General features: G+C 36.4%; 13 protein-coding genes. 9 read left to right on the top strand and 4 right to left on the bottom strand.

Annotated elements, in window-relative coordinates; genetic code table 11:
• Nucleotides 1-200: 200 nt before the first annotated feature.
• The 6 genes from HNP81_RS02675 to HNP81_RS02650 all read left to right on the top strand — a co-directional run bounded on the left by HNP81_RS02675 (nucleotide 201) and on the right by HNP81_RS02650 (nucleotide 8393).
• Entirely contained in the window at nucleotides 201-1100 is a 900-nt protein-coding gene (locus HNP81_RS02675; protein WP_182501456.1) for an ABC transporter ATP-binding protein, read from the top strand.
• Nucleotides 1093-2346 carry an ABC transporter permease gene (locus HNP81_RS02670; RefSeq protein WP_182501455.1) on the top strand — a complete coding sequence of 418 codons (1254 nt, stop codon included), beginning with the start codon at nucleotides 1093-1095 and terminating at the stop codon, nucleotides 2344-2346. The genes HNP81_RS02675 and HNP81_RS02670 overlap by 8 nt, the downstream gene beginning before the upstream one ends.
• A 258-nt stretch (nucleotides 2347-2604) precedes the next feature.
• Nucleotides 2605-3813 carry a metallophosphoesterase family protein gene (locus HNP81_RS02665; RefSeq protein WP_182501454.1) on the top strand — a complete coding sequence of 403 codons (1209 nt, stop codon included), beginning with the start codon at nucleotides 2605-2607 and terminating at the stop codon, nucleotides 3811-3813.
• 14 nt (nucleotides 3814-3827) lie between these two features.
• Entirely contained in the window at nucleotides 3828-6833 is a 3006-nt protein-coding gene (locus HNP81_RS02660; RefSeq protein ID WP_182501453.1) for an ATP-binding protein, read from the top strand.
• 268 nt (nucleotides 6834-7101) lie between these two features.
• Complete coding sequence (yhaM, locus tag HNP81_RS02655; protein ID WP_028393220.1) at nucleotides 7102-8046, top strand: 3'-5' exoribonuclease YhaM; 945 nt, start codon at nucleotides 7102-7104, stop codon at nucleotides 8044-8046.
• 158 nt (nucleotides 8047-8204) lie between these two features.
• On the top strand, nucleotides 8205-8393 hold the full coding sequence (locus tag HNP81_RS02650) for a sporulation YhaL family protein (RefSeq protein ID WP_028393219.1): 189 nt from the start codon (nucleotides 8205-8207) through the stop codon (nucleotides 8391-8393).
• Between the two features lie 184 nt (nucleotides 8394-8577).
• On the opposite strand, the gene HNP81_RS02645 is transcribed toward HNP81_RS02650, so the two are convergent.
• On the bottom strand, nucleotides 8578-9459 hold the full coding sequence (locus HNP81_RS02645; RefSeq protein ID WP_182501452.1) for a peptidylprolyl isomerase: 882 nt from the start codon (nucleotides 9457-9459) through the stop codon (nucleotides 8578-8580).
• Between the two features lie 254 nt (nucleotides 9460-9713).
• Here HNP81_RS02645 and HNP81_RS02640 point away from each other — a divergent pair, with 254 nt between their 5' ends.
• Both HNP81_RS02640 and HNP81_RS02635 read left to right on the top strand, forming a co-directional pair.
• Nucleotides 9714-9800: a YjcZ family sporulation protein gene (locus HNP81_RS02640; RefSeq protein ID WP_182501550.1), complete on the top strand. Its 87-nt coding sequence runs from the start codon at nucleotides 9714-9716 to the stop codon at nucleotides 9798-9800.
• A 152-nt stretch (nucleotides 9801-9952) separates the two neighbouring features.
• Nucleotides 9953-10036, top strand: coding sequence for a YjcZ family sporulation protein (locus HNP81_RS02635; protein ID WP_082190951.1), 84 nt, complete (start codon nucleotides 9953-9955; stop codon nucleotides 10034-10036).
• A gap of 174 nt (nucleotides 10037-10210) precedes the next feature.
• On the opposite strand, the gene HNP81_RS02630 is transcribed toward HNP81_RS02635, so the two are convergent.
• Nucleotides 10211-10390, bottom strand: coding sequence for a hypothetical protein (locus HNP81_RS02630; protein WP_084552460.1), 180 nt, complete (start codon nucleotides 10388-10390; stop codon nucleotides 10211-10213).
• Nucleotides 10391-10505: 115 nt separating this feature from the next.
• Complete coding sequence (locus HNP81_RS02625; RefSeq protein ID WP_182501451.1) at nucleotides 10506-11048, bottom strand: DUF3267 domain-containing protein; 543 nt, start codon at nucleotides 11046-11048, stop codon at nucleotides 10506-10508.
• A 214-nt stretch (nucleotides 11049-11262) separates the two neighbouring features.
• On the opposite strand from HNP81_RS02625, the gene HNP81_RS02620 reads away from it, so the two are divergent.
• Complete coding sequence (locus HNP81_RS02620) at nucleotides 11263-11598, top strand: DUF1878 family protein (protein ID WP_182501450.1); 336 nt, start codon at nucleotides 11263-11265, stop codon at nucleotides 11596-11598.
• Here the strand turns inward: HNP81_RS02620 and HNP81_RS02615 are convergent.
• Nucleotides 11595-12173, bottom strand: a complete 579-nt coding sequence (locus HNP81_RS02615; protein WP_028393215.1) for an HTH-type transcriptional regulator Hpr — start codon at nucleotides 12171-12173, stop codon at nucleotides 11595-11597. The genes HNP81_RS02620 and HNP81_RS02615 overlap by 4 nt on opposite strands.
• Nucleotides 12174-12414: the final 241 nt, after the last annotated feature.

The raw sequence follows: 12414 nt of genomic DNA, 5'->3' as shown, positions 1-12414 counted from the left end.
TATACCACTTATACCACTTTATTTTAGGGCATACGTATTGTACATGGATAGGAATTTCGTTAAGATGATAGTGGAATGGTGTTTTATCCCATCTTAATGTATGTAACACATCTAAATTATTCTGGGTAAGAATCGAAAAAAGGTGTCGTGAATTTAATAAATTCCCACCGCTAGAAGTATCACGTAAAGGGGGTAATTAGTTGGCTTTACAAATTAAAGGAGTAACAAAAAAGTTTGGAGAATTTACTGCTGTCAATAATCTTAATTTCATAATCCCTGAGAAAGAAATGTTTGGTTTTTTAGGCGGCAATGGGGCTGGTAAAACAACAACATTTCGGATGATACTTGGTCTGCTTGATCCAACAGAAGGAGAAATTGTTTGGAATGGGAAGAAGATCGATTATGCGAGCAGCTCTTTAATTGGCTATCTGCCTGAAGAACGTGGACTATACCCGAAGTTAAAAGTGCGGGAACAAATTGTTTATCTAGCAAGATTAAGAGGAATGAACAAAGCAGATGCTTTAAAGGAACTTGAGTATTGGCTTGGCCGTTTTAAGGTTCCAGAATATATTGATAAGCGTGTTGAAGAGCTTTCTAAAGGAAATCAGCAAAAAATTCAGTTGATCGCTTCCATGATTCATAAACCGGAATTGCTTATACTTGATGAACCATTTAGTGGTCTAGATCCAGTGAATGTAGAGATGCTCAAGGAAGCGGTCATCGATTTGCGAGATAGCGGTACGACGATCGTTTTCTCGAGCCATCGAATGGAGCATGTTGAAGAAATGTGTGAACATCTTTGCATTATGCATAAGGGATCACCTGTAGTTGAAGGTAATCTTAAAGAAATTAAGCGTTCATTTGGAAAAAAGAATGTGTCGATTCGAGCTGATTTTGATTTATCCTTCTTGGATTCTTATCCTGGTGTAACGAAAGTCAAGACAACGATGGAAGGTAGAATTCTACAGGTTACGGGTGAGGATGTTGCAGAGAAAATCATTCGTGAACTTGTTCCAAGGGGATTTGTTCGGAAATTCGAATTGGAAGAACCGTCATTGACCGATATCTTTATTGAAAAAGTAGGTGCAGCCTATGAATAAATTTTGGATTGTGCTTTCCCATACCTATTTATCAAAATTAAAAACGAAATCTTTCATTATAACTACAATTATTATGATGGCGTTAGTTCTTATTCTTTCTAACATGACGAATATTTTGAAGGCATTTGGAAGTGATGACCAAGACAAAGTTGCTATCATCGATCAAACTGGAGACCATTTATTTGAGGACTTTAAAGCTGAAGTAAAAGCTGTTAACGATGACATTACGATGATCGCTTCCAAAGATGAAGCAGCTGCAAAGGAAATGGTAACGGATGAAGAAATTAGCGGCTATTTACTTCTTGAAAAAGACGTGACCTATGGCTTAAAAGGAACGTATAAAGCCAATCAAATATCAGATTCGATGATAAGCAATGATTTATTACACGCGCTTTCTCAATTGAAAAGCAAGCATACTGCGAGTGAATTAAACTTAACGGACCAACAAATCGTACAATTGAATACACCACCAGCTTATGAATCAATCGCTCTTGTAGAAAATGCAAAATCAGAGGAAGATCTGAATCAAGCTCGGGGGCTTGTCTATGTGCTTTTGTTTGTCATTTATTTCGGTGTGTTAATGTATGCAACCATGATTGCGATGGAAGTGGCTACAGAAAAAACGTCAAGAGTGATGGAAATCTTAATATCAAGTGTTCCACCGATTACCCAAATGTTTGCGAAAATATTAGGTGTTGCCTTGCTCAGCCTTACCCAAATGATTTTATTTTTCGGAGTAGGTTATGTCTCGGTTAAACGGAATTTGGCTGAAATGAATGAAGGATTTTTTGCGTTTTTTGGTTTTGGTAACACGAATATTTCCACCATTATTTACGCGATCATATTTGCTATGCTTGGTTATCTTTTGTATGCGACACTTGCTGCTTGTCTTGGCTCTGTAGTAAGCAAAATAGAAGATGTACAGCAAATGATCTCACCGATGACGATGCTTGTTGTCATTGCCTTCCTAATTGCGATGTTTGGACTGGGCAATCCTTCAGCTAGTTATATTACGATCACATCATTTATTCCATTTTTCAGTCCAATGATTATGTTTTTACGAGTTGGTATGCTTAATGTTCCTTTCTGGGAAATCGCCATAAGTATCGGTTTACTAATCGTGACGATTATCTTGCTAGGTATGATAGGGGCAAAAATCTATCGCGGTGGCGTTCTAATGTATGGAAGCTCGAAATCTTTAAAAAGTATCAAAAACGCTTTGCAATTATCAAAGAAAAGGGTCTGACCTCATACTCTATATACTGTTTATAGCGTCTTCTTGTCATATAAACAATAAATAGTAGATAGGGGGTGCTGCCCCTTTTTTTTCTGACCTCACAATTTATCCACTGTTTATTATGTTGGTTCGTCATATAAACAATAGATAGTAGATGTGGGGTTTGACTTTTCCATGAGTGAAAAAATGGGAAAGTGTGTTCTGCTTATGCTACAATTAGGGTAAACTATTTGACAAGAGAATCAAATATGGAATTGAGGAATGAATATGAGACCGGTTGTTTTTTTACATGCGGCAGATTTACATTTAGATAGTCCATTTACAGGACTAAAATCTGTACCTAAAGCATGGACAGACGAAATGCGGGAAAGTCCGTTCAAAGCATTTCGCAATATTATCGGTACAGCCATTGAGCAGAAAGTGGACTTTATGCTTTTATCAGGTGACTTATTTGACGGTGAAAATAGAAGCTTACGTACTCAAGTGAAGTTTCGCAGGGAAATGGAGCATTTGAAGGCGGCTGGAATACCTGTATATATTATTCACGGTAATCACGATCATCTGGGCGGAGCATGGATACATGTGGATTTTCCTGATAATGTTCATGTATTTTCGGAAAAAACCGAAATGAAGTTGTTTCAAAAAAGTGATGGTACGCTAGTTCATCTTTACGGATTCAGCTATCCGAAGCGACATGTAACTGAGAGAATGATTGATACATATGCAAAGATTGAAGGTGCGGATTACCATATTGGACTTCTACACGGGAATTTAGAAGGCGTTACAACTCATAGTCCATATGCGCCGTTCACATTACGGGATCTCACAGACAAGCATTTCGATTATTGGGCGCTTGGTCATATTCATAAAAGGGAAATTATCTCAGAACAACCGCTTGCCATCTATCCTGGAAATATTCAAGGCAGAAATCGCAAGGAAAACGGGGAGAAGGGCTGCTATTTGATTGAACTTAATGGTTCAGATTGGAAACAGCAATTTATTCGTACGTCAGAAGTGATTTGGGATACAGTAACTGTCACGATTTCCGAGGGATACACATTTGATGCGATTTTAGCGGAATGCAAACATATTTTGATGAAATATCATCCTTTTAAAGAGAAGTACTTACTTGATCTTATCCTAGATGGAAGGGATGGTCATGATTCTAATATCCTTCGTGAAGATTTTCTAGATGATGTTCTATCAATATTACAAGAGCAGGCAGAAGATGAGGAATGGAATGTCTGGCCATATCGGATAACTTTTCATAAGGACACTATGCCAGTTGTTTTACATGACACGCCGTTTACATCAGAGCTCCTTTCAAAAGTAGAATGTTTTACGGAATACGATGAAGCGCTCAATCCTTTATATCGACATGGGATTGCTAAGAAATGGCTTGATTCACTGACGGAAGAAGAGCAAGGGAAAATTCTAAAAGACGCCAAACGGATGCTTTTGCAAATGCTGCAATAAGGAGAGAGTGCAGTTTGAAAATCAAAGAAATATACATATACGGCTATGGAAAAATGGAAAATATGCGGTTTACAAACATGTCAGGTCTGCATGTGTTTTTCGGGAAAAATGAAGCTGGCAAATCAACAATAATGTCGTTTATCCACAGTATCTTATTTGGCTTCCCAACAAAAATTCAAAACGAGTTACGATATGAACCAAAAATGCATGCCAAATATGGAGGGCTGCTTATTGTTGCAACAAAGCAATATGGCGAGGTAAGAATTGAAAGGGTAAAAGGAAAAGCGACGGGGGATGTAATTGTCACGTTTGAAAATGGTGAAGTGTTTGGGGAAGAAATGCTTAATAATATTATGCAAGGCATGGATAAGGCCTATTATCAATCGATTTTTTCTTTTGACCTACAAGGTTTACAAGGACTACATATGCTAGGAGAAGGAACCATAGGCAAGTATTTGCTTTCGGCAGGTTTAGTTGGCAATGATAAGATTTTGGATGTAGAAGGGAAATTGCAAAAAGAGCTGGATTTAAGGTTCAAACCTTCTGGACAGAAACCGCTGCTTAATAGTCAAATGAAGCAGCTGAAAACACGTCAACAAGATATGAAAATCGCAGGTGATGATCAGCTTACCTATAATGAATTACAAAGTGAGTTAAAAGAAATTAACGAAGAACTGGAAGAGCTGAAGAAACAATTTCAGGTTAATGAAGAACAGCTCTTTTATACAGGAGAATATCTTCGAATCAAGCCGCTTATTGAAGAGCAGGCTGTCATCAAATCGAGATTGGCTCTGTTAGGTGATCAATTGTTTCCAATTGATGGTTTAAAACGGTTTGAACAGCTAAGTTCTATTTTGCTGCAGCTTGAGGCAAAGCAAGCTTCATTTCAACAACAGATTGACGAACTGATGGTTGAACGGGAGAAGATGTTCGTATCCCCTTTTTTAGAAGGAAATAAAGAAAATATCGAAACAGCTATCGAGAGTTCTGCGCTTCTTGAACAATTAGAGCTCGATAAACATCAAGCAGAAAAAGTTTTCGAACTAGTAAATAAGGAAATCGATCAACATAAGGCTGATTTGTCTTTTAAAAGTAGTGAAGAAGCAATCTTGGAGCTTGATTTCAGCTCCTTTAAGAAGGACAAAGTAAGAACGCTCGCTCAAAAAAAACGAGTGTTAAGTAATGAAAAAGAGCAACTTGATGAGCGATATAAACAAGTAAAAGGCCGTTTAGAACAGTCTGAAATGCGGCTGATAGAACTTAAGAATCGACGCATGCCAAAGGAACAAAAGCTCAAGTTCGAGACAGCACAAGATCAAAATCAACAAAAACAATATGATCAAGTGAAAAAAGATATGCTAGATGAACAAATTGCGAACCTGGATCGGATGTATAAAGTTCAAGAAAAAAAAGAGCGGGATCAACATAGTAAAAAGCGAATAATCTTTGTTTTTATCAGCATGGTTCTATTAGGCATTTCGTATTATTCGTTTATTATTAAACAGCCTATACTTACTGTTTTCTTTGCAGCTGCACTATTTGTTATTTGGACAAGATTTTTCTTTTTTAAGGAAAAGAATACGTTAGTTGAATACAAGAGGCAAATTTCTGAGGTCAAAGAGAAGCGAACTTCCCTTGAGAAAGAAGAAGCTCATTTTCAATCTATAGAATTTGAAACTGATTCAGTTCGGCGTCTACTTGAACAAGAACGAGAATTAGAACGTTTAATAGCTAATGAAGCATTTAAGATGGGAGAACGAGAACAAGCATTTGATGATGTGATACATGATTTTGAAACTTGGGAAGTATCGTGGAATATAGTTCAGGCGGAAGCTATGAATATCGCGAAACTATGGGGGCTTCCGAATGAAGCGATCCAGCATGACTTAGAGCAAATCTTCAGCTTTCTTGAGAAATTAAAAGTGAAAGTGGAAGAGAAAAACGAAATCCGTAACAATATAGAGCATATACATTTGGAAATACAAAATAGGAAGAAAGCGTTGTTTTATTATACCAGTGAGTTGGAAGAATATCCGGGTACTTGGCAGGAAGCTCTCACTATTTTGAAACGAGCGTTAAATGGTTTGTTCGAAAAACAAATTCAACTGAAACAGAATTTTGAGGAAATATCCAAAACGAAAGTTGCACTTGAGAATCACAAATCAGAAACGGATTATGTAACTAAGCAAATACAAGAATTAATAGACCAAGTTGGTGCGGCCGATGAAGGTGATTTTCGGAAAAAAGCATTTGATGCTGAAGAAAAGCTACAACTTCTCAGCCAGCTGAAGCTTATCATTGTCCAACTTAAGCAGGCGCGTTTACAAGGAGAACAACTCACTTGCTATATCGAAAAAGACATTAGCAAGTATACGATTGAAAATCTTGAAACAATTCGAACTGAAATCACTAGTAAACATGAACAGCTGCTAGAGAAGCAATCTGATTTGAAACACAAAATTAAACAGCTTGAAGAAGGCGGTTTATATGATGAAAGAATGCATCAATTTTATGAAGCGCGCCGAATATTTAACGAAGAAGCAAAAGACTGGGCCAAATATGCCGTAGCACGTAGTTTGCTGAACCAAACGATTGATACATTTAAAAAGGAACGTCTTCCTAGTGTGATAAGCAAAGCAGAAGAGTATTTTACCTATTTAACGGATGGACAGTACAATCGCATTTTTCTGAACCATGATTCGGACGGATTCACTATCCAGCGCTCTGATCATTTGATTTTTGACGTCAATGAAGTGAGCCGTGGTACTCAAGAACAAATATATGTAGCATTCCGACTTGCGCTCGCAGACTACACATTCAAGGATGATTCTTTTCCTTTGATTATTGATGATAGCTTTGTGAATTTTGACAGTAAACGAACAGCAAATACGATTGCTTTACTTGAAAAAGTTTCTGAACATAGGCAAATAATTTTCTTTACATGTCATGAACATCTGCTCAACCACTTTTCAAAAGACGGTTTAACGTATTTGTCAACTCCTTTAGGAGCTTCTTTATAAGCAAAAAATTAGAACAGATTTATCTAGCATCAATGGAAGTAACACCCCTACAGGCTGAGTTCGATAAATCGGGTACGTACTGTCGATTGATCGAAGTGAGAGCGAAGATCTTAGCGACAGTAGAACGGGACTAACAATCAGTGGGGATTGGAGAAAACCCCCACTGATTGAAGTTTCACTTTATCATGAAAATCGAAGAAGTTGAAACCGTAATATTGCAAGATATGGTATACTATTGATACTGAAATTGGAACGGAGGTATGTACACATGCAAAAAGGCATCATTCACTTCGGTGTTGGTGATTCAATGGATACATATATGTATATTAAAAGTAGTACAAAAGCAGTGGCTAGTAATGGCAAGCCCTTTCTTACGCTGATTCTTTCTGATAAAACAGGAGAAATAGAAGCAAAGTTATGGGACGTTTCCGAGGACGATGAGCGCAATTTTTCAGGTGAAAAAACGGTCAAAGTGTTGGGGGATGTTCAGAATTTCCGAGGTCGCAGCCAGTTGAAGATTCGAAATATCCGTTTAACGACTGAACAGGATGGTGTGACCCCAGCCGATCTTATTCAAACGGCTCCATTGAGTCAAGATGAAATGATGGGGAAAATTACACAGTATATTTTTGAAATGAAAAACCCGAATATCCAAAGAATAACTCGTCATTTACTGAAAAAATATCAAAGTGATTTCTTGACATTCCCAGCTGCAACGAAAAATCACCATGAATTTTATTCAGGGCTTGCTTATCACGTAGTATCAATGCTTGATTTAGCGAAAGGGATCACAGCTTTATATCCAACACTTGATAAAGATCTTTTATATGCAGGAATTATCTTGCATGACCTTGGGAAAGTGAAAGAGCTATCTGGCCCTGTGTCGACTGTTTATACAACTGAAGGAAATCTACTTGGTCATATTACGATTATGGTCAATGAAATAGGCAAAGCAGCTGATGAATTGAACATTCATACCGAAGAAATCATGATTCTGCAGCATCTTGTCTTGAGCCATCATGGCAAAGCAGAGTGGGGGAGTGCCAAACCACCTCTAGTTCGTGAAGCAGAGGTTCTCCATTATATTGATAACTTAGATGCAAAAATTAATATGATGAATCGTGCTCTAGAAAAGGCTAAACCAGGCGAATTTACAGAAAAAGTATTTGCACTAGAAAATCGATCATTTTACAAACCAACATTTTCTGAATAATGATAATTGCACCATGCGAAGATTTTGCATTGGTGCTTTTTTTGTAACCATTACCCCAATATTTGACCTAGAACCTGAAAAAGTAGTCATATATTTTTGCTTCTAGCATATTCTTTTAGTAATACGAGTGGGACAAGGTCCCTGAAAGGAGCAAGCACATGCCAATCTGGGTTTGGATTATTTTTGCAGGAATCTTAGTTAGTGCTTGGATGAGTGTATATACAGCAAGACAGGATCGGAAAAAAGAAAATGAGTGGATTGAGCAGGAAGGGCAAAAGTATATTGAGCGAATGAAGAAGGAACAAGAAGGCAGGAAAAAAGAGCAACAGCCAGGAATGGAACATTAAAAAAGAGGATGTCCTAAAAGCGTCTGACAACATACTCTATAAATCGTTTACTAAGTCATTTAAACGATATTGAGTAGATATTAGTCAGATTCTTTTAATATGGACAGCCTCTTTTTTTTAGGGTTTTTAGAGTTGAGATGTATATGGCTTTTCTTCATCTAGCTCCAAGCACTAATTATGTTTTTTACTTTTTAGCTGGTGTAGCTGGTTCTTGTTCTTCATTTTTAAATGTGTCTTGTAACTCTTTATCTTTCACTTTTACATCTGCATCTTTTACTTCTTTAGAAAGGGCTTTTTGAACTGTAGCAGCATCAAGTTTAGCAAGCTTTAATTCTTTTTCGATCTCAGCCTTTGAATCTTCATAAGATTTTTTCTCTTTTTTATCTAGAAGTTGAATGATATGGAATCCATATTGGCTTTTAACTGGTTCGCTGATTTCATCTTTCTTCAAAGCATAAGCAGCTTCTTCAAATTCAGGAACCATTGCTCCTTGTCCAAACCATCCAAGGTCCCCGCCTTTTTCAGCACTTCCAGTATCTGTTGAATATTCTTTCGCTAACTTAGCAAAGTCTTCTCCCTTGTTAAGCTTATCTTTTACTTCTTTAGCAGTTGCTTCATCTTCAACGAGGATGTGTCGTGCGTGAATTTCAGGCTGTTTCTTTTCATAGGCAGCTTTAATATCAGCTTCAGTTACTTTAACACTAGCAGTCGCTGCTTTTTCTTGGAGCATTCCGCTCTTCATTGTACGCTTAAAAGCAGCTTCATCGGCAAAGCCATTTGAAGTGAGTGCCATTTCAAAGCTATCACCAAATTGCTTTTTAACCTCGTCCACTTTTTTGTCTAGTTCTTTATCAGTTACTTTATATTTATCTGAAAGAATTTTTTCATATACTAGCTCTTGCAAAACTGCATCGCCGTATCGATCTTTCATTGCATCGTAAAGCTCTTCTTTCGTTATGTCTCCCGCTTTGGAAGTTGCCACCACTTCAGAATCGCCGCCGTTGCTACAAGCAGATAATCCTAGTAGACCCGCAATTACCGTTATGGATAAAGCCCATTTTTTCATTTAGAACAACTCCTGTTTATCTAGATTCGTGGCTGATTTGTGAATCCACAAATCTTACTATACCATATTTGGAAGATTTTCAAAAATTAAAGTGCGAATTTTGCATCTTAATTTAAAGAAAGTAGGCAACCGCCCATCCAACTTTTATCCGTTTACATAAGATGTAATGATCGTTCACACATATTGGTTTCGTGTACATTAGGCAGTCCGTTCCTTAACAAAGACTGTCTACGAATATAAAGGAGGTATTATAAATGGGCATTGGATTTGGCGGAGGATTTGCTTTGTTAGTAGTATTGTTTATTTTATTAATCATTGTTGGTGCTGCTTTTTGTAACTAAAAACCACATCTAATTAAAAAACGGAAAAAGCCCACGCTTCTTAAAGATAAGCTGAATAGAATATCGTAGCCGTTAAAGGGTTGGTTGTAAAATTGCAACCAGATTTCTATAAACGGGATTGTTCGTATGCATCATTGAAAGGAGGATACACAATGTCTGGAGGAGTCGGCGGAGGTTTCGCTTTAATTGTTGTACTTTTTATCCTTTTGATTATCATCGGAGCTTCGTGGCTATAAAATGGGATACTAAAAAAGGTGAACCTTTTAACAGGTTCACCTTTTTCGCGTGATAAGCGAAAGCATTTCTTTTTCGCATCGTTTGTTGTCTGACCTTACATCTGCCCATAGGGCTACCATTTTACTTTGTGAAGGGTCAGAAACGGTTAATCTGACCGCCTTACATGTTATTTTTTATGTAAAGGATATTTCAACATACGAGGACAATAGTAAAATCGTAATTAAGATATTAATAGTCCGAAATACTTTCGTTTGGCGGTCTTCAGGTATTTCTTTTTGGATACATAATGAGTTTGTCATTCTGTTAATATTATATAGAATTATGGCCGAGAAGATGATAAACACGATTAATATCACTCCTGAATCCCTCCCTCTAAAACAAGTCTGTATTATTACGATACCAAATAATTTCAAAAAAAGATACTTAAAACTTTTTATTTAGTTGTCTTCATCATTCGTATATATCCTATTAATCTTTAAAAATAAGAATGTCATATCCTTGTTCAGTTTCTTCTACATAGCTTTGTTCAGGTGAACCCTTCATGCATTTAATCGCAATAAAATCAGAAACGCATAGTCCTGTGTGAATGGAAAGCAGGATGGCAAAATAATGAGCGTAATGTGGGAATTCGTATGCGCCACCAATAAGAACACTCGTTAATACAAGAAAAGGAAAAAGTAAAGTTAATCTGTATAGGCGTTTTGGAATGGGATCACCTATTTTGAAAGAAATGAGAGGAAGAACCCTCCATTTAATATAAAATACCGGTTTAATTTTTGGATATTCCAGAATACAAGGACAGCAGTGCATCAGTTTATGAATCGGGTATAAGAAAAGCGCTGAAAAAAGTAAAATCCAGCCATAATCATCATGCATGGAGACATTAGGAAAAAACACACTCATGCTTAAATAAATGACAATAAAAGAAAAAAACATGGTCATCATGGATAGAAAGAAGATAAATTGATTCCCGAATTGCCTATCCAAGTTGATTGACTTCCAGCTATTCAAAAAATTCGCCTCCACAAGCGGGATAATAAGGATAATAGGGTAAAGCTAATATGCTTTTTAATAAAATCCTTCCCATACTTTACGATGATTAAGCAAAAAAATCAATAGAATATTATATGAAATAATCTGTTTGCGCTTGCAATCGTGGAGAAGTCAAAGAAATCATGTATAATGGAGAAAAGCGGTAAATGTAGAAGAATGGTGGAGGCTTTAAATGCGAGACTTAGAGAGAGAAATTAATAGACTGAAATTTCATCAAACACTCTTATTAAACATTATTCGGAACCCGAATGCACAATTAGATGTACTCTTTTTTGAAAAAAATCTCTCCGAAAGAGAAGCTCATGAAATTTTAAAAGTATGTGATAATTTGAGCAAACGGTATGAAATAGAAAAAGCGGAAGGGTATATACATTTTCAACCGCTTTTTAACTGTCTGACAATGGAATTAACAGAAAAAGTAACAGTAAATGAATTGATCGAAGCTTGTTTAAAGCAAGGATTATATGATTCTTTTATGAAAGAGATGGAGAAAATTGCAAAGAATTAAACAGCCTCAGTTTCTTTCTCTGACTTTTTCTTTGCAATTTTCCCTTCTTCTACGGTAAATTCTTTATCGATATTATCAAATGACCGTTCAAATATCCCCATAAAATCTTCGCCATAAATATTTCGGATAATGGCCATCATCTCCATCATATCAGGGAATTTCCCGTATAGCTCTCGCATTGGAAGAGTTCCTGAAAGTACCGAATTGCTAGCAGGATCATACTGTTCCATTAAATCTAATAAAATCCTTTCTCCCTCTAATGTAATTTGAATATACGTATTACGTTTGTCATTTTCTTTCTTTGAAAAAGTTAATAAGCCGCGTTCTTCTAATTTTTTGGAAAAATTAAATGCGGTTGAAACATGCATAACGCCGAATTTTGCTACATCTGAAATGGAAGCACCATTTAAATGGTAAGCAATCCATAAGATGTGATGTTCGTTAATGTTTAAATCAAACGGTTTAATCCATTGTTGCCAATCTTTTTCGGCTGCCTTCCAAAGTGCTTTACTTAATTGAGCAATTCTCTGGCTGAAGATCATAGCATCTTTCATAGTATAATTTTTTTCCTGCATGAATACACTCACCTACTTATCAGAATTCTCTAGTTTTATTATGACAATAAAGTAAAGATTAATAAAGCTAAATTTGCGAAATTTTTAGAATTTTTCATGTAAATTTTTTATATCAGCTTATGTAGCTACTAAAAGGTAGAAGTGCCGGCATGATTACGTGTTCAAAAAATTGTTTTTTTTACTTATAAATATGTACACTTTGTTTTGTTGCAAAAAGATATTACGCAAGCCGGCATTTTTT

The organism is Peribacillus huizhouensis (genome assembly GCF_014138605.1).
GTDB classification, from domain to species: domain Bacteria; phylum Bacillota; class Bacilli; order Bacillales; family DSM-1321; genus Peribacillus; species Peribacillus huizhouensis.
The sequence above is the reverse complement of the archived record's forward strand: the minus strand, read 5'-3'. Positions and strand labels throughout refer to the sequence as shown.

Coding starts and splice junctions, on each gene's coding strand:
- HNP81_RS02645 (WP_182501452.1), bottom strand. CDS start 9,459: ATGAAAAAATGGGCTTTATCCATAACGGTAATTGCGGGTCTACTAGGA.
- HNP81_RS02620 (WP_182501450.1), top strand. CDS start 11,263: ATGCGAGACTTAGAGAGAGAAATTAATAGACTGAAATTTCATCAAACA.
- HNP81_RS02615 (WP_028393215.1), bottom strand. CDS start 12,173: ATGCAGGAAAAAAATTATACTATGAAAGATGCTATGATCTTCAGCCAG.
- HNP81_RS02635 (WP_082190951.1), top strand. CDS start 9,953: ATGTCTGGAGGAGTCGGCGGAGGTTTCGCTTTAATTGTTGTACTTTTT.
- HNP81_RS02650 (WP_028393219.1), top strand. CDS start 8,205: ATGCCAATCTGGGTTTGGATTATTTTTGCAGGAATCTTAGTTAGTGCT.
- HNP81_RS02640 (WP_182501550.1), top strand. CDS start 9,714: ATGGGCATTGGATTTGGCGGAGGATTTGCTTTGTTAGTAGTATTGTTT.
- HNP81_RS02665 (WP_182501454.1), top strand. CDS start 2,605: ATGAGACCGGTTGTTTTTTTACATGCGGCAGATTTACATTTAGATAGT.
- yhaM (WP_028393220.1), top strand. CDS start 7,102: ATGCAAAAAGGCATCATTCACTTCGGTGTTGGTGATTCAATGGATACA.
- HNP81_RS02670 (WP_182501455.1), top strand. CDS start 1,093: ATGAATAAATTTTGGATTGTGCTTTCCCATACCTATTTATCAAAATTA.